The sequence below is a fragment of the Lysinibacillus sp. SGAir0095 genome, assembly GCF_005491425.1.
GTDB lineage: Bacteria > Bacillota > Bacilli > Bacillales_A > Planococcaceae > Ureibacillus.
This window is the reverse complement of sequence record NZ_CP028083.1, coordinates 137,974-160,241: the sequence shown is the minus strand read 5'-3', so window position 1 is coordinate 160,241 and position 22,268 is coordinate 137,974. Positions and strand designations below refer to the sequence as shown.

Genomic DNA, 22,268 nt, shown 5'->3' with positions numbered 1-22,268 from the left:
GAACTGCACCCCAAAGGCTAGAAATCATCTAACCCTTGAGATGCAGTTTTTTTATATTTCCACATTCTTTCGTTTGCATACAGTTCCTTCCTTCCGCTCATGCTAAATGTATTAGCGAAAGGAGATATTTCGATGGATGGTTTTAGTAATTTTCACTTAGGGGAAACAATTTTAAGATCAATACTATCCTTCTTCACCATTCTAGTACTAGCGAGAATAATCGGAAAAAAGCAACTTAGTCAATTAACCTTTTTCCATTACATCACCGGTATTACAATTGGTTCTATTACAGCAGAGGTTTCCACTCAGCATAACACGGATTATTGGGATGGGTTTACTGCACTAATTTGTTGGACTCTCCTTACTCTTTTAACAAGTTATCTTACTTTAAACTTTTCAAAAATAAGGATTCTGATTGATGACCGACCGACCATTCTCATTCAAAATGGCACCATCATTAGAAAGGGGATGAAAAAAGCCCGCCTTCATACAGACGAACTGGGAATGCTATTAAGAGAACAAGGGATTTTCTCCTTTAACGAAGTACATTATGCTGTATTTGAAACGAATGGGGAGCTTAGTGTTTTAAAGAAGCCCGCCTTCGCCAATGCAACAAAGGAAGATACCAAATCAGCCCTTACTCTCCCCCCCCATTTACCTACAGAAATAATTGTAAGTGGGGAAATTGTAAGAAAAAATCTAATGGAGTTAGACCTAACCGAAGAATGGGTTATTCATAAATTGAAAAAGAAAAATATCGATATGAAGGAAGTATATTTCGCCCAAGTTCTCCCGGATAACTCACTATATATTAGTTTAGACAAAACGGAAGATGATTAGTTAAAGGTAGGTTTTTGATGGAAATCATAGAGCAGCTCTGTTTGTTAGATTCAATTTCTTTTCATAGCTGTCAGATCTTACCTTGCAATTCATTCCCTTAATGACTGCATCCCGAATCGTAACTTGTCCCAACAAGCACCTCATGCTCTTAAAGGGCATCCAAAATTGATTTTGGCCATTATTAACGCGAAAACCGACAGCATTTGCTGTCGGTTTTATTTTAAAGCCATTCTTTTATTTCATCATAATGTGGTAAGGCTGTTAAAGCACCTGGCTTTGTAGCAGCGAAAGCGCCTAAACGGTTTCCGAAGCTTACACATTTAACTAGTTCATCATGAGTTGTTGGTAATCCATTAAAGTGGACAAAGCGTAAGACACCCGCCATGAATGCGTCTCCAGAACCAGTTGTATCGACTGCTTCGACCTTTTGAGTCGGTACATGAATCACTTCACCATTTAATACTGCATATGCACCATCGGCCCCCACAGTAATTAGCACAATCGGTACTAGGTATTGATTTAACTTTTCAATTCCATCGTGTATACTAGTAGTTTCTGTAAGGAAGAATAGCTCTTCATCTGTTAATTTTAAGATATGGGCATCTTCAAAAAATGCAGTAATCGTTTCACGGCAAATATCTTCACTGCTCCAGCGTAGCGGACGGATATTGGCATCGATTGCAATGACTACCCCTTTATCCTTTGCCATTTCTACAGCTTTTTTAGTTGTTTCAAGTGCTGTAGGATGAAACATTGTTCCGGAACACACATTAAATACAGAAGCCTTCTTAAACGCTTCTTCATTTAACTGCTCAGGTATTACTTGTAAATCAGGCGCCTCATCAACGTAATCTTTGAAAATACGCTCACATTCCTCTGTTAAATGAACGTAAACACCGCTAACACGTTTTTCGGGTGAAACAATGGCATAATCCAGGTTTACACCTTCTTGATTTAGTTCATCTCGAACAAATTTTGAAGTCTCGTCGTCACCTGTTATTGTGATTAAAGATGAGGGAGCACCGATTCGACTAATTCCCGCTGCAACATTTACTGTAGCCCCACCTAAGAATGTTGTAAACGATGTATTGGTTCTGTCATTGGCTATATAATCAACAAAAGCGTCTCCGTATACTAATACGAAATCTTTATTAGACTCACTCATGAGTTGTTAGACCTCCGAATTTTTACTTAATTCAGCGTAACATAAAATTAACGAAATCTTAAAATTTAAAACAATTCAGACAGGTGAAAAGGACATATCTTCCTTCAAGAATTTGTTATAATTTTAATGAAAGGAAAGATTACACATGACATTTTACATAAGAAAAGCTATATTAGATGATGCCCCAAACACAGCTCCGCTTATTTATGAAGCTATTGGGGACATTGCCAACCGATTAACAGGTGAAACTGAAACATCTCAAATTCTCGCATGTCTTGAGGTACTTTTTAGGAGAACTGACAATCGTCACTCTTACTTACATACTTATATTGCAGAAGATGAAGTAACGAAGGACATTTTAGGCATACTAGTCGTATATAACGGACAAGTTGGCGCAAAATTAGATGCTAGCTTACAACGCTGGCTTGAACAAAAAAACGCACCAATTACTTCCATCGATGTGGAAGCTTATCCTGACGAATTTTATATCGATACCGTTTGTGTTCACAGAAATGCTCGTGGCTTAGGTATAGGGACAGCACTTTTACATTTTGCAGAGGAAGTTGCCCTTTCTAACGACTATACGAAAGTCTCATTAAATGTCGAAACACAAAAGGTCAAAGCAAAGAAATTATATGAGCGTCTGGGCTATGTAGTTACAGAACCTTGGACGATTATCGATGAACCATTTTTCCATATGGTCAAAACTATTATTTAGAAATGCAGGTTTTACATCATGAAATCACAGCTATTATACCCACTGCTAATCGTCATTGCATCGAGTAGTTATGGGGTTTTATCAACGATTATTAAAGTGGCGATGGGACACGGATTCACTACCAGTGAAGCTGTAACAAGTCAATATATTGTAGGATTTGTACTCGCACTTATTTTATTCCTATTCACACGCAAGTCTATACCAAAAATAAATAAATCTGGTATTATCACAATTTTGGCAGCTGGTGCCTTAACTGCTAATACAGGTATGATTTATGGACTCGCCTTAAATTACCTAACCGCTTCACTTGGCGTTGTGCTATTTTTCCAATTCACCTGGATTGGTCTTTTTATTGACTGTATGATACACAAGAGATTACCAAACCGATTTGAAGCGCTCTCGCTATTGTTTTTATTCGGTGGAACATTACTCGCTGCGGGCGTTCTAGATACAGATCTTTCAACAATTCCTTGGCAGGGATGGGTTTATGGCTTATTAGCAGCTACAAGCTTTGCGATTTTCATTCAAGTTAACTCAAGACAAATTGAAGGAATGTCTACAATTACACGCACATTCCTCATGTCACTTGTTGCCGTGATTGTCATTTCAATCTTCTTATCACCCGAGATTGTTTGGAATGGTACATTATTTAAAACAAATTTATGGATTTTCGGGATTATCCTGGGTATCTTCGGGATAATATTACCGATACTTTTATTTTCAATTGCCGTTCCAAAGGTGGGTGGTGCCCTATCATCTATTTTAAGTGCAATGGAATTACCTGTAGCAATTATTGCATCAGTCATAATATTACACGAAACACTTACAATCCTGCAGTTGTTTGGGATTGTACTAGTTCTTATAGGGATGGTTTTACCAACTGTCCTAGCCCAAAGGAAAAATGCCGCCTAACATTTAATAGTAATAAGTAGTGATGAAGGTCGATGAAGCTGTCAAAGTTGATATCGACCTTTATTGCTTTCAAATTGAATGAAGCAAAAAATTTATAGTATTTTTGCGAAAGGCGTGTTTTTATGTTTGAGGATTATAAAAGTCGAATAGATGAACAAGAGGGAAAGCATTTCCCTTCCAATAGCTACCGTCAAATCGTGCTTCAACCCGCCTATGACGAAGCAAAAAGAAATTTTTTAACATCCATGCTACAAATTCATATTGCTCATTTAAAAATGCTTGAAGAACAAAAGCTGGTGACAGAAAATGAAGCTCGGCAAATTGGGCAAGCGATTGCAAAGCTAGATTTGGCATTCTATGAACAACAAGAATATAATCCGCAGTTTGAAGATTTATTTTTTCGCATTGAAAGTAAACTCATTGAATTAGCTGGAGATGTTGCAGGTAATTTACACATTGGGCGAAGTCGGAACGATATGGGAATTGCCATCTACCGAATGACATTACGAAAAAAAATACTATCCTTAATGGCAGAACTACTACACTTGCGTTCCCACCTTATCGCATTTGCCAAAGAACACGTCGATACGATCATGCTTGGATATACCCACACACAGCAAGCACAACCAACAACCTTTGCCCATTATTTAAAGGCAGTGATTGACCAACTAACAAGAGACTTTAAGAGAATGCAGGCAGCCTTTGAAACGATTAACCAAAGTAGCATGGGTGCTGCAGCATTAACAACCACAGGGTTTATGATTAACCGCGAACGCATGGAGGAGCTTCTTGCATTTGATGGAATGATCGAGAATGCTTGGGACGCTGTTGCAGGTGCAGACTACATTGCAGAAGCTGCGAGTGTCACACAGCTTGCTGCACTAAATTTGGGACGTACATCACAAGACTTTTTGCAATGGGCGACACAAGAATTTAATGCCTTTTGTTTAGCAAGCCCTTATGTCCAGATCAGTTCCATCATGCCCCAGAAGCGAAATCCAGTCTCCCTTGAGCATACGCGGGCTTTATTGTCCTCAGTTGTAGGCGATGCTCAAACAGTCTTACAAATGATTCATAATACACCGTTTGGTGATATCGTTGATACTGAAGATGATATGCAACCTTACCTATGGCGAGCAATGGAAAAGTTATGTGGAATCTATAAACTTTTTGGAAGCCTGATTGTTACGATGGATGTTAATAAAGAAAAGCTTCGAAAGCGTGCAGAAAGCAGTTTTGCAAATGTGACCGAGCTTGCAGATTCACTAGTACGTTCAGAAAACATCTCATTTAGACAGTCCCATCGTATAGTAAGCAGCTGTATCAAAACTCTATTTGAAGCAAAAAAAGAATCCCTCGAGAACTTAACGTGGGATCTGGCAAATGAAAAATGTGTTGAAATAACAGGTAAGCCCTTAAAGATTTCTAAAGAGCATTTTTATAATGCTTTAAAGCCTGATTTTTTTGTTAAGGTACGCACACTTAAAGGTGGGCCTTCATCTGAAACCATGCTTAATTCTCTTCTGCAATCTGAAGAAATCACTCCATTATTCGGTCAATGGGTAAATCAGAAAAATGAAAAAATCTGCAACAGTGAAGAACAGCTTCACAAATTTCTAAAAGGATGGACTATGGAATGAAAGAGGCAACGATTTTGGCAGTAGATGGCGGTGCAACTAAAACCACACTAACCATTCGATCAACAGGGGGAGAATGGCTTTTTGAAAAAACAGCACCCGGAACTAATTATCAAACAATAGGTGCAAATGCAATGATTGAGGTACTGAGTCACCTACTCAAAGATGCTTATCTTGCAACGAATGTTGAAACAATCGATGTAGCTGTTTTCGCTATAGCAGGCATCGATACAATACCAGATTTAGAAACCGTTACCCATATCGTGAATCAAAGCCTTCAAAATACAGCTTTTCGCATTAACGAGCTTATAATTGAAAACGATGTTCAAGCAACCCTTCTTGGTTTGGTTGGCAACAATTCTGGCGCCTTATTAATATCAGGGACAGGATCCATAGCATATGCGACAGACGGAAAAGGTAAGATTGTTCGTGCAGGGGGATGGGGACACCGCGCAAGCGATGAAGGCAGTGGTTATTGGATTGGGAGCCAAATTATAAAAGCCATTTTTAGAGCAGAAGACAACCTGGAGAAATCAACTATTCTAAAAAAACTCGTATTTGAGAAGCTTCAGATTGATTCAATCGACAAGCTTATGACTTGGCTTTATCAACCGAACTATACGAATGCCCTGACAGCTAGTATTAGTTCTGTCTTACATGAAGCAGCTGCACTTGGGGACGAGAAAGCCATTTATATTTCGCAATGGGCTTCTAACGAGCTATTTTCATTAGTTAAAGCTGCACTTGCTAAACTTTCGTATGAGAATGAAGCGTTCACGCTCTATTTTAATGGCGGTATTTTAAAGCATCATCCTTTCATACTAAACTATTTACAGCAATTAATTCACAAAGACTACCCAAATATCACCTATATGTTATGTGATGAAAATCCCATTGAAAGTATTGCCAAAAGAGCACAGTACGCATTACATCCATAATACTGTTATCAAAAAAGAAGCCGCTCACTTCAAATGTGATCCGGCTTCTCTTACTATAATTCCATTTTCTTTAATCCTTGATCTGTAGAGAAATATAAATAACCATCCTCTACAAATAAGTTATCCACTTCTTCATGATACAAGATCGACTCGTCTGTTCCATCAGTTCGAATTTTCGAAAGATACGCCCCATTCGAGTAATTACTAAAGTAGATCCAGTCCCCAAATCCTACAATAAATTGTGCACGGCTATCTGTTAGACGTGCCGTTTCTCCCGTTTTCATATCCATTCGATATAAGATATTATTATCATCTACATTACTATAATAAATCAAACCATCCTGCTCATATGCATGGTCAATTTGTGCCATAAAGTCAAAATTCGTATCTGAAGCTTTTGGATAATCTGCCTGAATCCAAGTATGGTCGAGCTCCATTTTCGCATCATCAATTAAGAAATATTCATAGCGAACAACATTTTGACGATCTGGCGTTGGATCATTCCAGGTTGTATCAAGATGATACCAATTTCCATCTACCTTTACTAGATTCCATGCATGTCCACCCGTGTAAACTTCACCAACAACATATTGAGTTTCCACACCCAGGTCTTGGAGCATTTTTAAAGCTAATAAAGCATAGCCTTGGCAAACCCCTTTATTTTCTTGCAACACAGCATATGCACTATGTGGACTTGCTGTCGATTCAGTACTATAGGCTGTAGATTTGACAATATAATCGTTCACAAATTTCACCTTCTGAAAATCGGTCATTTCATCAGGTGAAACGGTGGATAGGATACTTGCTACTTTTTCGTTTACAACTTGCTCTTGGGCTAGGTTCGTTAGGTAGGTTTGGTGAACCTTTATTTTCGCATCGAAACTGCTATACTCATACTCAATCTTACGGTCTGCTAGATGACCCAGAATATAATGATCCCGACTTGCCGCTTGATTAACAGCCGTTTGAATAAGGTTTTCAATATCTGCAGTACTGCCAACATAATGGATTTCAAAATTCGTTTCCCATCTACTTAAATAATAGTAAAAGGAATCCTCAAGCTCCTCTACTGTTTGGACACTATCCGGCAAATCCACATCCATTGTAATCAATGTATCTGCTGCTGTACTCACAAGATTATCCTTTGCAGAGTTCACTGTAGATAATACATCAGTGGTTGCATCCTGGATGGTTACTTCATTATCACTGAAAAAATGCTTGGCTTCATCCAGCCATTGTGAGCCGAAATCATATATCGGCCTTGCAAGTACAATAGCTATGACGAGAAAAGTTATTCGTTTTAACAACGTACATCACCTCATATGATTTCAAGTCTTCAATGGTATTAGTTAGGTTAAATTTCGTACTCGATAGAAGGTAGATACTTGTCCCCAAAAATCTTCTTTAAGACTTCATGGGCTTCTTCCTTCATTTCATCTGTAATAGATGAATAAATAACCGAAACGGCTTTAGTAATAATGACAATATCATCTGCCAAACCTACAGCGGGTAACATGTCTCCAATCAAATCAATTGGGAGAATAAAATAGCCTAGCACACCTAATATCATGAGTTTGTGTTCTTTAGGTAAATCTGGACTTTTTAACGCACAATATAAGATTGCTACACTATATAACGCTTTAAATCCTAAATTGGCCCCGTATTTTTTTACTTTATTTATAAATTTATCTGGAGAATAATGTTTTTCCTTCCCGCTTATCGTTGTTTCTAAGTGTAAGTTCTCACTCATTTTAACTTCCTCCTCTAATCCCATAACAATTATCCATTTCATAACTATCATTACCAATTAATCAAAAAAGTACTACATAAAAGGTTATTCTATATATAAAATCGTTTTCCTTTTTCAATACGAAATTTTAAAAGTAAAAGTTTCAAGTTACGATTGAACAGTAAGATTTTTCGTAAAGGTAGTAATCTTTCGCTTGATAAGTACTTGAGTAATGATAATGGAGTTCCTTTTTCATGCATAGCTCTATTGGGATCTTTTAGATGAGGAAGTTTCTTTTGATTGACTTAACTGAGCATGTTGGCATTTTATATTTTTTCAAAGTATCTTTCAATGGAAATTAAATGAAGCCGCTCTCGATGCTAGTCTACCTATAGAACAGAATTTAAGTTAAAGTACCAATTGTGCTATTTACTAAACTTGTGAAACGTTCTTTTTAGTCACCTCTATGGGAATATGCTGGAAACTCCTCACATCAAACAAACCTGTATCCGTTAATTTAATTTCCGGTATAACTGGCAAACTTAAAAACGAAAGTGTTAAGAAGAGATGGAAGTAAAGGTCTGGATGAATCTCATGGAGTGCCTTATGAGTTTCCTTCATCTTTCTTGCCGCTTTATCTGCATCAAGTGTCGTCATTAGTCCTGCAATCGGTAAAGCAAGAGATCCAATTACCTTTCCTTTCTTTACAACTACTAATCCTCCCTGCATTTCTTGTAGAGCCTTTAGAGCATATAGCATATCCTCATCATTTGTTCCAACAACAATCGCATTATGTGAGTCATGTGCAACTGTTGTTGCGACAGCTCCTTCTTTCAAGCCGAAGCCATGTACAATTCCTAAGCCTATAGTACCTAACAAACGATGACGTTCTACTACTGCCAGTTTCAATAAATCCTTTTCAATAGATGGTACGAATACACCATCTTCAACATCTACTTCCTTTTCAAGATGCTGTGTCGTGATTTGATTCGGCATAATACCTATAACATTTGCTAGATTCCCTTCTTTAAATGGAATGGCCAAATCATCGGCAGATAAACTAGGAATATGAACTGAATTCAGAATGGATTCATCGATATTTGCCGTGTTCTCTGCTTCATAAAGCACCTTGCCATCTTGCGCTACCTTATCGCCATTTTTCCATACTGCTGAAATCGTCATCTTTTGTAAATCTTCTAGCATGACAAAGTCAGCTATATATCCTTCCGCAATTGCCCCTCTATCGTAAAGACGGTAGCATTCCGCCGCATTTAAAGTAGCTAGCTGAATGGCTTGTAACGGGGTCATTCCGTGTTTGATAGCGAGGGAAACCGCATAGTCGATGCTTCCTTTTTCAATTAACTCATCAAGATGCTTATCGTCTGTACAAAATGCAAATCGGCGAGCATTCGCCGGCGTAACAGCAGGCAATAAATCTATTAAGTTTTTCGCTGCAGAAGCCTCTCTTATTAACACATACATTCCCTGTTTAACTCGTTCACGCGCTTCTTCTGCCGATACACATTCATGATCTGTTTGAATTCCTGCCGCGCGATAGCCACGTAGCTGTTCTCTAGTGAGCCCTGAACCATGGCCATCGATAAGTTTATTGGCCGATTTCACAAGGGATAACTTATCGATCATATCTGAATCTGTTTCCAAAACAGCAGGAAAGTCCATTACTTCTGCAAGTCCTAAAATTTGTTCATTTTGAAGGAATGGTGCTAAGTCCTTCGCCTTCATCACTGCACCTGAATTTTCGAAAGAGGTACACGGCACACTGGATGGCAGCATATAGTAAATATCCATCTTTGCATTTTTTGAATCATCCAGCATGAATTGCATTCCTTTTGAACCTGAAACGTTTACGATTTCATGCGGATCAGTAATGACAGAGGTAATTCCGTGAGGCAAAAGAATTTGACTAAACTGGGATGGAGGCAACATTGAAGATTCAATATGAATATGAGTATCGATTAAACCAGGGATGACATATCGACCATTTGCATCCTCGACTAATCTCGCCGTAAATTCATCCTTCTCATCAAGAGCTATGATTTTCCCATCTGCAACAACAATATTTGCTTTCCTCCAACATAAAGAAAATACATCTGCTATATAGGCATTTTTTAGGATAAAATCGGCTTCCATTCTTTTTTGTGAGATATTAATAGATTTTGTCATTGCTTCATAATTCACGTGTCACAGCCCCTTCCCCAGAAATTTATATTTTATTTCTCCATATCATATATTATATTTGCCGAAACATCTCATTATTACTACTGAATATAAATTAAAATCTCTTTGAACATCAGAGTTCAAAGAGATTCGTTGCTTTCATTATCAATTTTCAGTAACGGCTACCCAATGATTTGGAGATACTTCCTTTAATACCGTGTTTTGAACATCGTACTTGTTTACATTGGATTCTTTGTCTAGTACTCTAGCTTTTTTCTTTTCGATAGTCGGATCTGGTATGGGGATAGATTGCAAAAGAGCTTTTGTATAAGGATGCTGAGGGTTTGAGTATAATTCCTCACTTTCTGCGAGCTCTACGATTTTCCCACCATACATCACCGCTACTCTATCACTTATATGTTTAACCATAGATAAATCGTGAGCAATGAATAAATAAGTCAAACCGAGACGATGCTGTAAATCTTTTAATAGATCGACAATTTGTTTTTGAATCGAAACGTCTAATGCAGATAATGGCTCGTCACAAACAATAAACTCTGGATCAACTGCTAATGCACGTGCAATTCCAATACGTTGACGTTGCCCACCAGAAAACTCATGGGGATAGCGACTTGCATGTGCTTTATTTAGTCCTACCAATTCTAATAATTCCTCGACACGCGTTCTACGATCTTCTTTATTTTTTGCAAGACCATGTAAATCCAATGCTTCTCCTATAATATCCAACACTTTTTTTCGAGGATTTAATGAAGAATACGGATCTTGAAAGATAATTTGCATATGTCTTCTCATTGTTTTTAATTGTTTTTTGGATAGACGCGTAATAGGAATTCCTTTATATAGAACATCTCCATCTGTCGGCTCATGCAATTGTAAAATAGTACGTCCTGTTGTAGATTTGCCTGAACCTGACTCCCCCACTAAACCAAGAGTTTCTCCAGGATAGATTGCAAAAGACAGATCATCTACAGCCTTTAAGATATCGCCATGACCTAAGTTAAAATGTTTTTTTAATGATTTAATTTCAAGGAGTGGCTTAGAAGAATCTAGATTCGCACTTAATAACGGCGCTCTTTTCGCCTCTTTTTTTTCATGAAGTTTAGGTAAAGCATTTAATAGCCTTTTCGTATAGTCATGCTTTGGATTGTTGAAGATTTCTTCTGTTGTGCCTTCTTCAACAATCTCCCCCTCTTTCATCACAATGACACGATCGCACATTCCCGCTACTACGCCTAAGTCATGTGTGATTAATATGATAGAAGTACCTAACTTTTCTTGCATGCTTTTCATTAATGCCAGTATTTGAGCTTGAATTGTTACATCTAAGGCCGTTGTTGGTTCATCTGCAATCAGAAGGGCTGGATTACATGCCAATGCCATTGCAATCATTGCTCTTTGACGCATACCGCCAGAAAATTCATGGGGATATTGTGAATAGCGCTTTTCACTATTTTTTATCCCTACCAGTTCTAACAATTCAATGGTTTTTTTGTATGACTCCTCCTTCGAGACCTGTTGGTGTTTCTTCAAACTTTCAGCAATTTGCTCCCCGATACGAATCGTTGGATTTAACGATGTCATTGGATCCTGAAAAATCATACTAATATGCTGCCCGCGTACTGATTCCATTTCTTTTTCTGTTTGCTCAATGAGATTCTTTCCTTGGAAATTAATTTCCCCAGTTTTCAAAAAACTTGGCGGTGATGGTAGTAATCGCATAATGGACCTGGCAGTGACACTTTTACCACTTCCAGACTCACCAACAATCCCTAATGTCTCCCCTTTTTCAACATGAAAGCTAATCCCTTTCACAGCCTCAAACTCTTTTTCATCACCTATGAATGAAACTTGAAGGTCCTTCACCTCTAATAATGTATTATTCATGTGTACCTTCCTTTATAAAAAAAGTAATAATTGGTTATATTGACATAAACGTTTCCATACTTTACTATACCACTAGGAATAGTTTAATATAGAGAGGCTATTATTACAAGATGAAGTTATTTCTGGAAGAAAGGAGGCAATCGATGAATCATAGCATAAATATTCAAAATACTAAAACTTCCAAGTTTTTTAGCTCCACTTATCAAAAGTTAATAAACAGAGGAAATTTCTACGGAATTCTTTTATTTGTTCTGGGGCTGCCAGTTCATATCGTCACCTTCCTATTATTCTATCTGAAAAAAGGTCAGAATCAGTATGCTGAAGCTTATAAACGCTGTGAAGAGGAGTTCATCTCAAAAGGGCTGCTTGATACATGGAGACAACAGTTTTTATCTCAAGAAAAAACAAAAGCGGAATTTTTCCATGAATCTTTATCCACTGAACAAATGAACAAAAATGTAGATTTACTTGTACAAGGAAAGCTTCAAAAGGAAGTAGATAAGCAAGTAAATTCACTGGGCTTTGAGAAGTATTCATATCATTATTACTTTAAACAGCAAATGACTAATCGGAATTTTTTATTGATTTCAGCCATTCCCGGTATTTTGATGTATATGTTATTACTTCTATATAGTAATCCATTTGTTCAATTTATTTTCGAGCGTGTATTACAGACTCTCTTTGTCATCTTAGGTGTGGCAACACTCGTATTTACCATTCTTTATATTTCACCTTTAGATCCAGCGCGAAATATTCTAGGTATCGAAGCTACGCCTGAGCAAATAGCGAATTTTAATCGTCTTTACGGATTGGACCAACCATATTTAGCTCAATTATGGCAATCCCTATCCGGTCTATTTACCTTCGACTTAGGGACTTCCTTTGCAGGGAAAGAAGACATCATTGCTAGTATCGCCAATAAATTTCCTGTAACTCTTAAAATTGCCATTCTATCGTTAGTGATGGCGGTAATCATTGCGATTCCTGTTGGGATTATCTCAGCTATTCGCCCAAATTCATTCTTTGATTATACATTTATGATTGTAGCGTTAATCGGCCTTTCAATACCGAGTTTCTGGCAAGGGTTAATTTTTATTTTAACATTCTCTCTTGAACTGAGTTGGTTCCCTGCAACGTATAATCCACATAATTGGTTATCTCTGGTCTTACCAGTAGTTGTTCTCGGCACCTCTCTATGTGCCTCGATTGCAAGGATGACCCGTTCATCGATGCTTGAGGTCATAAACGAGGATTATATTATTACGGCAAAAGCAAAAGGATTAAATGAAAGAAAAGTCATTTCTAAGCATGCGATTCGAAATGCAATGATTCCAATTATTACGGTGATTGGGCTCTTATTTGGCGGAATGTTAGGCGGGGCTTCGGTAACGGAGAAAGTCTTTAACATTAGTGGAATCGGAAGCTACATCGTAGATAAGCAGTTTATACCGGATATTCCTGCAATATTAGGTGGGGTTGTCTATATTGCCATTACGATTTCAATTGTTAACTTAATAATAGACATTACTTATGCATTTTTTGATCCGCGAATTCGCTCAAAAATGAAAAAGGAGGGATAATGTGAAGGTCATATCAAACCTAAAGCTTCTATTGAAAATTACACAGGAATATGGGAATGCTCATTTTACATTATCCTTTTCTGCTATTTTTTCATTACTTTTTTTACTTTATAGTTTCAATTTCAATACCCAAGCTCTTCGACCGATTGTTTTAGCATTTTTCGTTATTTATTTGCTAACTACTCTTTATGTATGGTTAATCTCAAAGTCTATTAAAAGAGATTTAGCGAATGATAGAGAGATTAAAAAACGAACTCGTATCCTTGGATACCCGTTGATTTTGACAGTACTCGTTGGAAATATTTTTGCAAGCAGCTATGGATTTTCATTAGTTTCAAAAAACAAAGTACCTGAATATACATTTGCTACCTATGCATTTTTAACTCAGCTTTTTATCATTGGGATATCGGTGTTAAACATTTTCAAACCATATGTAATTGATAGCTTTTTACTAGCAATGGGTGCGTTTATTGTACTTGCGATAATTTATGCAGCAATGCTAATTCTGGTTGCAAAATATGTAACGCCAACATCTGCACCAAAATGGATGCTGCCAATCGGCATCGTTTTACTTATACCAGTCTTAACAGGGAATCTATTTTCTTTCCTGCTAGGGTTGGGTCTTATTAAAAAGGCTCGACAGAAAGATGCTTCTTCTATTGAGAAGTGGCAAAAAATGTGGAGTAAAATTCTACGGAATTCAATGGCCATTTTCGGTATGTTTTTTATCATTTTTATGTTTTCATTGTCTGTCGTAAGTCCATGGACATTCGATTATGACTTTGCAACTCAAAATAATTACTCTGCAATCTTACAAACACCGACACTCCAATATCCGCTTGGAACAGATGATTTCGGTCGCGATTTGTTTTCAAGAATCGTGTTTGGTGCTCAAATATCGTTAATTGTTGGGTTCTTCTCAACAATCATACCAGCCGTTATAGGTGGTTCGCTTGGAGCTATTTCTGGTTACTACGGCAAAAAGACAGATAACATCATCATGCGACTGCTTGACATTTTATATGCGATACCTGGTATTTTACTAGCTATTGCCATTATCGCTGCATTCGGTGCAAATACGGTCAATTTGATCATTGCACTAAGTGTAGGTTCTATTCCTACTTATGCACGAACAATGCGCGCTACCGTAATGCAAATTTCCAATTACGAGTTTGTAGAATCTGCTAGAGCATTAGGAGCTTCTGACAGTTCGATTATATTTAAGCATATCGTACCAAATTCGCTAGCCCCTATGATTGTAAAAGCTACTTTAACAATCGGTGGTGCTGTTATTTCAACAAGTAGTTTAAGCTTCCTTGGACTGGGTGTAGAACCGCATATTCCGGAATGGGGGAATATTTTAAAAATCGGTAGCACTTATCTTGAAACCCATTCATATTTAGCTATTTTCCCAGGGTTATGTATTATGCTACTCGTGCTATCATTTAATTTCTTTGGTGATGGATTGCGGGACGCATTTGACCCTAAAACAAACTAACAAACTAACAAACTATTATTAGGAGGATTACTATGAAAAAGCTATTAGCTCTATTATTTGTTGCAGTCCTGGCTCTTGCTGGCTGTGTACAAAAGAAATCGGATGTTGAAGGCGGCGGTGATGCCGAGACTTCTTCTGGTGAAAAACCAACAATTGAAATTTTAGGTCAAACAGCAAATGAAAATGATTTAAATATTTTACGTGATCAACTAACTAAAAACGGTTTTGAAGTGGTATTAAATATTCAACCGGATTACGGTTCATTCTCAGCTCAAAAAGATGCGGGGAACTATGATGTGGCATTATCAAGCTGGACAACAGTAACAGGGAATCCTGACTATGCTGTTCGTGGTTTATTTAAAACTGGTGGAGACTACAGTGTTGTTAGCGACTCTGAGTTAGATAAGTTGATTGACAAAGCAAGTACTTTAACTGGTGAAGAAGCGAAAGAAGCTTATGCTGAGCTTGAACAACTTTTAGTATTCGACCAAGCTTACATCGCACCACTCTATATCTCGAAAAAGGCTCAAGGTATTTACTCTGCTAAGGTAAACCCTGAAACAGTTCTACTTCCTAAATCTCGTGCACAAGTATGGGAAAATATCTCATTTAATGATGCATCTTTAAACACTAGCGAAACATTAGTATTACATCAAGCAATCTCATCATTAACTTCTCTTGATCCAATCAAAGGAAATGATGGTTCTATCAACACATTAAATACAAATATGTACGTTCGTTTAGTGAATTTAACAGATGATGACCAAGTCGTTTCTGATGGTTCATTATCATACAACCATGTTATGGCAGAAGGCAGCTCTGAATATTATTTCATCTTACGTGATGATATTAATTTTGCAAAAGTAGAAAATGGTGCAGCTGTTGACACAGGTGAACTAGTATCTGCAGAAGATGTAGTATTTTCTTTAAACCGTGCTAAGGATGAAAACTCTGTTCCTGATCACCGCACATATAGTATCCATGAAAATATTGATACTGTAGAAGTCGTGACAGATTTAACAGAATTAGAGAACGCTAAAGTTGCTGGTTCAGAAGAAACTGTATTAGATGCATTATCAAAAGAGTTGCCACAGGCAGTAACTGAAGTAGTAGAATCAGAAGATCAAGTTGATAATGCGGCTGGGAAATACCAAGTTGTAAAAATTACAACGCCAAATCCATTCCCACAAGTATTAAACTATTTAGCTCACCAATCTGGTGGTATCGTTTCTGAAAAACAAGTAACAAGCATTAACACATATGATGTAGCAAACTACGATCCAAACACAGATATTGCTTACGGTGACCAAGCAACTGTGACAGAAGGTAATTCTTATAACAACCAATTATTTGCAAGTGGTCCATACATTTTAGTACAAAAAAATGATTATGAAGCAACATTTGTGAAAAACCCAGCATACCGCGTAGGCAGCGAGTATGAACCAAAAATTACAAACATCTCTGTACGATTTATCGATGATAATGACAGCGCATTATCTGCATTACGTAGTGGTGAAATTCAAGTGTTACAAACAGTACCTGAAACTAAACTTGATATCGTTAAAGAAGATGCAAACTTAGCTCTAAATGAGGCTGACAGCAACGCAGTGACATACTTACAGTTCAATACGAAAGGTCGTGAAATTTCAAACTCTGCTGACTTACGTAAAGCTGTTCTTTACTCAATCAACCAAGAAGAATTCATTACTTACTACCAAGGAAACAAACTTCCAGCTGTATCAACTGTCTCTCCATTAATTGACACTGGATTAAAACTTGAAGCAAATCGTGATAAAGTAACAGAGTTCTTGAACGCTTATAACGAAAGTAAATAAGGTTATTTCAAAAAATCGAAAAAGCTCGGGTATGCCAAGACATACTCGAGCTTTTATATTTTTACTGAGCAACACTTTGTGATAATTCTTCTCTAAATGCTACAAGTGCAGCTTCTGTATTTATTTCTAACCCTAATTCTTGTAACACTTCACCTATATGGCGAATTGCACTTTCAAGCATTTTCGCAGTGGTATTTCCCATATGGCCAATACGGAAAGCATGACCGGCTAAATGGGCCAATGCCCCAGCAACAATAACGCCCTTATGAGATAGCAGTGTTCGGAATGAGCCATCGTCCACACCTGCTGGGTATAGCATGCAGCTTAATGTTGGTGCTGCTACCTCTTCATCAGCTAAAGATTCCATGCCAAATGTTCGAAGTGCAGAACGTACCCCACGGCCAAAAGCAATGTGACGTTTTTCCCGTTGTTCAATGCCTTCATCTAACACTATTTTTAACGCTGTATTATATGCATAAATAAGATTGACCGGCGGTGTTGCAAAATATTTAGACGGATCTTGCATAATCGGAATCCAGTTTTTAATGTCAGAATAATAGGCTGGGACTGTACCTAAAGCTTCCCTTGCTGCAAGTGCAGTTTGGTTAAACGCGACAATGGCTAAACCTGGTGGAATACCAATAGCCTTTTGAGAACCAGTTAATACGACATCAATTTTATAATCCGGATGTCCATAAGTCTTGCTCATATTCTCTTCAAGTGCTGCTGTTGCCACCACTCCATCTAAAATAACCAGTGCACCCGCTTGTTTAATGATAGGAATGAGTGCATCTAAATCAGAAACAACACCTGTTGATGTATCAGCATGCGTAATCGTAACAGCCTTATAATTATTGAGAGCTATTTTTTCTTGAACAAGTTCTGGGTCCACTTGTTTTCCCCATTCAGCCTGTAAAACATCTACTTCAATTCCAAAGGCGTTCGCTAGGGGTGTAAAACGATCACCAAAATAGCCGTGACTAATAACAAGTAACTTTTCTCCTCTTCCTACTGTGTTTACAATAGCCATTTCCATTGCTAATGTACCTGAACCTGCCACAATAAACACTTCTCCATCAGTTTGGAGCAGTTCCTTTGTCTGCTTTATACTTGCCTTGAACGTGGCAGTGAATCGTGGATCGGTATGTCCTCTTGTCTCACTTGCTAAAGCATCATAAATTTCATCAACTACAGGTGTTGGGCCCGGTACTAAGAGTAATTCTTTATTTTTCATGTCTCAACATTCCCCTTTAGTATGTAATTTCTTATTTAATTCATTTCTTCTAACCTATGAAGAATTCCTTCTAAACATTAAAAAGAATGTCCTACTAGCCCATCACAGCCAGTAAGACATCCCATCCCCATGTCAAAATTTATGAAAATCCCCTTGTTTAAACACTATTAGAAAGATTGAATTGGAGGCAACTATTTCTAATAGGAATTAGCTAATTTTTTCGTAACCCGGTAAAGTTAAGAATTCAACGAACTCGTCTTGCTCAATTAAAGTTTTAAACAGCTCAGCCGCTTCTTCATAGCGACCTGTGTTATATGCTTGTTCCCCAACAGCAGCTTTAATCTTTGTAAGCTCTTCACTTAAAATTCCTAATGTTAATTCCAAAGTTACTTTACGTCCATCTTCTAATACGCCTTTTTCATGACGAATCCATTGCCAAACTTGAGTACGGGAAATCTCGGCTGTTGCCGCATCTTCCATTAAGTTATTAATGGGTGCAGCACCATTTCCACGTAACCACGATGCAATATATTGAACACCTACACTTGCATTGATGCGAAGACCTTCTTCGGTAATTGTACCTTCTGGAACGGCTACCAGATCATTAGCAGATACAATGACATCTTCACGTTTTTTATCAATTTGGTTTGGTGTTTTCATAATGGCATCAAATTGTTCCATTGCAACAGATACTAATCCTGGATGTGCTACCCACGTACCATCGTGACCATCTGTAGCTTCTCGGAGTTTATCCTCTGCTACTTTTGAAAAAGCAATTGTATTTGCCTCTTCATCATTTTTCACAGGAATCTGGGCAGCCATTCCTCCCATTGCCGGTGCATTACGCTTATGGCAAGTTTGAATACATAACGATGTATAGGCTTTCATAAACGGAACAGTCATTGTTACTTGACCACGGTCCGGTAAGACAACATCAGGTTGATGGCGAAGTCGTTTAATATAGCTGAAAATATAATCCCAACGTCCACAGTTCAGACCAGCTGAATGCTCACGTAATTCATAAAGAATTTCGTCCATTTCAAAGGCCGCAACAATTGTTTCTATTAGGACAGTTGCTTTAATAGTACCTTGTGGAATTCCCAAGTAATCTTGTGCATAAACAAATACGTCATTCCAAAGACGTGCTTCTAAATGGCTCTCAAGCTTTGGCAAGTAGAAATATGGCCCTGTGTTTCGAGCAAGTAATTCTTTTGCATTGTGGAAGAAGTACAAGCCAAAGTCAAAGAAACTTCCTGACATTACCTCGCCATCTACTAACACATTTTTCTCTAAAAGATGTAAGCCTCTCGGACGAACTATAAGTACAGCAGTTTCTTCATTTAACTTATAGGTTTTACCATTTGACTCCTGAGTTAATGTAATTGTTCTACGCACGGAATCACGCATATTAATCTGTCCTGCAATCATGTTTTCCCAGGTTGGTGTTGATGCATCTTCAAAACATGCCATAAACATTTTGGCACCGGAATTTAGTGCATTGATAACCATTTTGCGATCCACAGATGGACCGGTAATTTCTACGCGTCGATCTTGTAAATCCTTGGGTAGTGGGGCAATTGTCCAATCCCCTTTACGAACTTGTTCAGTTTCCGGCAAGAAATGAAGCTGTTCGCCTTCATCAAGACGCTTTTGACGTTCTTCTCGCTTTTTAAGCAATTCTTTTCGACGCTCATTAAACTTCTCATGAAGTGAAACAATAAAGTCAAGTGCTTCAGGCGTTAATATTTCTTGTGCTTGTTCTGTTAGTTCGCCAATAATTTTAAGCTTTTGTGATGTTGCCTGTTCCAATTCCGTCCCCCCTTAGTAAATTTATAGTTATCAAATTGCCTTGACTAAAACATCCTAAGTGATTAACTTATTCATAATTTAATAGAACTAGCCAAGGCATTCTCAAATTTATACGAATTGAGCTGTTTCTGTAGAACCAGCCATTGCTGTAGTGGAAGATGTACCACCGGAAATTGCTTGAGCAACCTCGTCAAAGTAACCAGTACCTACTTCACGTTGGTGTTTAGTTGCTGTATAACCCTTAGCTTCCAAGTCAAACTCAGCTTGTTGTAGTTTAGAGTAAGCTGCCATACCGTTATCTTTATAGTCATGTGCAAGCTCGAACATGGATTTATTTAGTGAGTGGAATCCTGCTAAAGTTACGAATTGGAATTTGTACCCTAGTTTAGCAATCTCACGTTGGAATTCTGCAATCTCTTTATCTGAAAGTTTAGCTTTCCAGTTAAATGAAGGGGAGCAGTTATATGCCAACATCTTCCCTGGGAATTTTGCATGAATTCCTTCAGCAAATTCACGAGCCTCTTCAATTGATGGGTTTGATGTTTCGCACCAGATTAGATCTGCATAAGGAGCATAAGCTAAACCACGTGAAATCGCTTGCTTAATACCCGCCTTTGTACGGAAGAATCCTTCAGGTGTACGTTCACCAGTGATAAATTCTGCATCACGTGGGTCGATATCACTAGTTACCATATCAGCCGCATCTGCATCTGTACGAGCGATTAAAATTGTATCTACATCCATTACGTCCATAGCAAGACGAGCTGCTACTAGGTTTCGAACTGCATTTTGTGTTGGAAGTAATACTTTACCACCTAAGTGGCCACATTTTTTCTCTGATGCTAATTGGTCTTCTAAATGAACACCTGCAGCACCTGCTTCAACCATTCCTTTTACTAATTCAAATACGTTTAATGGACCCCCAAACCCTGCTTCTGCATCAGCAACGATTGGAGCAAACCAATCAAAGTCATCGTTACGACCTTCTGCATGATCAATTTGGTCAGCACGTTGTAATGCTTGATTGATGCGTTTTACAACTTGTGGTACAGAGTTAGCTGGATATAATGATTGGTCTGGATACATTTGACCCGCTAGGTTTGCATCAGCTGCTACTTGCCACCCCGATAAGTAGATTGCTTTTAACCCAGCCTTTACTTGTTGGACTGCTTGATTTCCTGTTAATGCCCCCAATGCATTAATGAAATCCTCTTCCTGCAAAGACTTCCAAAGACGACGAGCGCCTCGTTTTGCTAAAGTCTGCTCGACTACAACAGAGCCTTGTAGTTTAACAACCTCTTCAGCAGTATAAGCTCTATCAATCCCTTTCCAACGTGGATTCTCTGCCCAATCTTTTTTAATTGCCTCGATTTTTTCATTTCTTGTCGTCATGAATATTCACACCTTCCCCTTTGTTTAAATACTCACTGTTAAAAAGGTATATTTTACTGTTCCATAACAGAAGTATTTGCTGTAAATTACTATATAACAGCTTTATTGATTTTTCATTATTTTCTGACGAATTATTGGAATTTTAGGATGAGATGGTAAAATATAGTGATAAAGTATTTAGGATTTGTTATAACACAAAGGGGGCTCTAAATATGAATACGGGAAATGTTAGGGAAATGAAAGAGGAGTATAAAGGGCTTGAACAATTTAAAATTCTATTAGAAGATTGGATTCCAAAGGATACTTCAATTCTTATTGCATTAGATGATACCTATGTTTATTACAGTCCCAGCATCCATCATATTCATCATAAGCTTAGCGAGAAGGTTCATCCAAATAGCGTTGCAGCTCATGTTTTGAAGAATCGTGAAAAAACAAAAATCCTTATTGATGATTCCATCTTTGGCACACCTTACTACGCAATTGCTTATCCGATTATTATCGAACAACAGGAAGCAGCATTAATTGTTGTTTTACATGCCTCTTATGTACCTGAAAAACAGGCGCATTACAAGTTTCTAACCGGCAAGCAAGATGAGGATTGGACGCCTATCCCAATAGATCAAGTCTCTCATATTGAAAGTTTGCAAAAACGGACTTGGTTTTATGCCAATGATGAGCAGTACAAAACCAATATCACTTTAAAAGAACTTCAACTAAAGCTACCTGATTACTTTTTACGCATTCATCGATCTTATATTATTAATATCTATTCTATACAACGTCTTACCAAAGATTTGGCTTCTAACTTTGTTGTTGAATTAAAAAATGGCTCAGAGCTTCCTGTTAGTCAGTCGTATATTAATCAATTAAGAAAGCTTTTAGAATTTTAATGACG

Annotated in this window: 17 protein-coding genes; 9 read left to right on the top strand and 8 right to left on the bottom strand. The window is 37.7% G+C overall.

Translation table 11 applies throughout. The features are described 5' to 3' along the window. Positions 1 to 132: 132 nt before the first annotated feature. Positions 133 to 840, top strand: a complete 708-nt coding sequence (locus C1N55_RS00720; protein WP_137727036.1) for a DUF421 domain-containing protein — start codon at positions 133 to 135, stop codon at positions 838 to 840. A gap of 220 nt (positions 841 to 1,060) precedes the next feature. Here C1N55_RS00720 and C1N55_RS00715 read toward each other — a convergent pair whose 3' ends face one another. Next, positions 1,061 to 2,005 (bottom strand): carbohydrate kinase family protein, encoded by a 945-nt coding sequence (locus tag C1N55_RS00715; protein ID WP_137727035.1) that lies wholly within the window; start codon positions 2,003 to 2,005, stop codon positions 1,061 to 1,063. Between the two features lie 145 nt (positions 2,006 to 2,150). Between C1N55_RS00715 and C1N55_RS00710 the strand changes: the two genes are divergently transcribed. The 4 genes from C1N55_RS00710 (at position 2,151) to C1N55_RS00695 (ending at position 6,210) form a co-directional block, all read left to right on the top strand. After that, the gene (locus C1N55_RS00710) at positions 2,151 to 2,723 is read left to right on the top strand and encodes a GNAT family N-acetyltransferase (protein WP_137727034.1); all 573 of its coding nucleotides are present in this window, start codon (positions 2,151 to 2,153) and stop codon (positions 2,721 to 2,723) included. Between the two features lie 18 nt (positions 2,724 to 2,741). Beyond that, on the top strand, positions 2,742 to 3,635 hold the full coding sequence (locus tag C1N55_RS00705) for an EamA family transporter (protein WP_137727033.1): 894 nt from the start codon (positions 2,742 to 2,744) through the stop codon (positions 3,633 to 3,635). A 122-nt stretch (positions 3,636 to 3,757) separates the two neighbouring features. Continuing rightward, positions 3,758 to 5,275 carry an argininosuccinate lyase gene (gene argH / locus C1N55_RS00700; RefSeq protein ID WP_137727032.1) on the top strand — a complete coding sequence of 506 codons (1,518 nt, stop codon included), beginning with the start codon at positions 3,758 to 3,760 and terminating at the stop codon, positions 5,273 to 5,275. After that, positions 5,272 to 6,210, top strand: a complete 939-nt coding sequence (locus tag C1N55_RS00695; RefSeq protein ID WP_168193758.1) for an N-acetylglucosamine kinase — start codon at positions 5,272 to 5,274, stop codon at positions 6,208 to 6,210. Before argH ends, C1N55_RS00695 begins: the two co-directional genes overlap by 4 nt. Before the next feature lie 53 nt (positions 6,211 to 6,263). Here the strand turns inward: C1N55_RS00695 and C1N55_RS00690 are convergent, their stop codons facing one another. The 4 genes from C1N55_RS00690 to C1N55_RS00675 all read right to left on the bottom strand — a co-directional run bounded on the left by C1N55_RS00690 (position 6,264) and on the right by C1N55_RS00675 (position 12,022). Further along, a complete protein-coding gene (locus C1N55_RS00690) occupies positions 6,264 to 7,517 on the bottom strand; it encodes a DUF5050 domain-containing protein (protein WP_137727030.1) in 1,254 nt (417 codons plus the stop codon). A 47-nt stretch (positions 7,518 to 7,564) separates the two neighbouring features. Further along, the gene (locus C1N55_RS00685; RefSeq protein ID WP_137727029.1) at positions 7,565 to 7,960 is read right to left on the bottom strand and encodes a YkvA family protein; all 396 of its coding nucleotides are present in this window, start codon (positions 7,958 to 7,960) and stop codon (positions 7,565 to 7,567) included. 411 nt (positions 7,961 to 8,371) lie between these two features. Beyond that, the gene (gene ade, locus C1N55_RS00680) at positions 8,372 to 10,123 is read right to left on the bottom strand and encodes an adenine deaminase (protein ID WP_137727028.1); all 1,752 of its coding nucleotides are present in this window, start codon (positions 10,121 to 10,123) and stop codon (positions 8,372 to 8,374) included. Positions 10,124 to 10,282: 159 nt separating this feature from the next. Further along, positions 10,283 to 12,022 carry an ABC transporter ATP-binding protein gene (locus C1N55_RS00675; RefSeq protein ID WP_137727027.1) on the bottom strand — a complete coding sequence of 580 codons (1,740 nt, stop codon included), beginning with the start codon at positions 12,020 to 12,022 and terminating at the stop codon, positions 10,283 to 10,285. A gap of 143 nt (positions 12,023 to 12,165) precedes the next feature. Between C1N55_RS00675 and C1N55_RS00670 the strand changes: the two genes are divergently transcribed. Genes C1N55_RS00670 through C1N55_RS00660 form a run of 3 tightly spaced genes read left to right on the top strand, consistent with a single transcriptional unit; the run spans position 12,166 to position 16,935 of the window. After that, positions 12,166 to 13,602: an ABC transporter permease gene (locus C1N55_RS00670; protein ID WP_137727026.1), complete on the top strand. Its 1,437-nt coding sequence runs from the start codon at positions 12,166 to 12,168 to the stop codon at positions 13,600 to 13,602. A 1-nt stretch (position 13,603) separates the two neighbouring features. Continuing rightward, positions 13,604 to 15,100 (top strand): ABC transporter permease, encoded by a 1,497-nt coding sequence (locus tag C1N55_RS00665; RefSeq protein ID WP_137727025.1) that lies wholly within the window; start codon positions 13,604 to 13,606, stop codon positions 15,098 to 15,100. Between the two features lie 32 nt (positions 15,101 to 15,132). Next, the gene (locus tag C1N55_RS00660) at positions 15,133 to 16,935 is read left to right on the top strand and encodes an ABC transporter substrate-binding protein (protein WP_137727024.1); all 1,803 of its coding nucleotides are present in this window, start codon (positions 15,133 to 15,135) and stop codon (positions 16,933 to 16,935) included. Between the two features lie 61 nt (positions 16,936 to 16,996). On the opposite strand, the gene C1N55_RS00655 is transcribed toward C1N55_RS00660, so the two are convergent. From C1N55_RS00655 to aceA, 3 genes are all read right to left on the bottom strand, one after another. Next, a complete protein-coding gene (locus C1N55_RS00655) occupies positions 16,997 to 18,169 on the bottom strand; it encodes a pyridoxal-phosphate-dependent aminotransferase family protein (RefSeq protein ID WP_137727023.1) in 1,173 nt (390 codons plus the stop codon). Positions 18,170 to 18,376: 207 nt separating this feature from the next. Then, positions 18,377 to 19,978: a malate synthase A gene (gene aceB, locus C1N55_RS00650; protein WP_137727022.1), complete on the bottom strand. Its 1,602-nt coding sequence runs from the start codon at positions 19,976 to 19,978 to the stop codon at positions 18,377 to 18,379. A gap of 108 nt (positions 19,979 to 20,086) precedes the next feature. Next, entirely contained in the window at positions 20,087 to 21,370 is a 1,284-nt protein-coding gene (aceA, locus tag C1N55_RS00645; RefSeq protein WP_137727021.1) for an isocitrate lyase, read from the bottom strand. A 212-nt stretch (positions 21,371 to 21,582) separates the two neighbouring features. Between aceA and C1N55_RS00640 the strand changes: the two genes are divergently transcribed. Next, positions 21,583 to 22,263, top strand: a complete 681-nt coding sequence (locus C1N55_RS00640; protein WP_137727020.1) for a LytR/AlgR family response regulator transcription factor — start codon at positions 21,583 to 21,585, stop codon at positions 22,261 to 22,263. Positions 22,264 to 22,268: the final 5 nt, after the last annotated feature.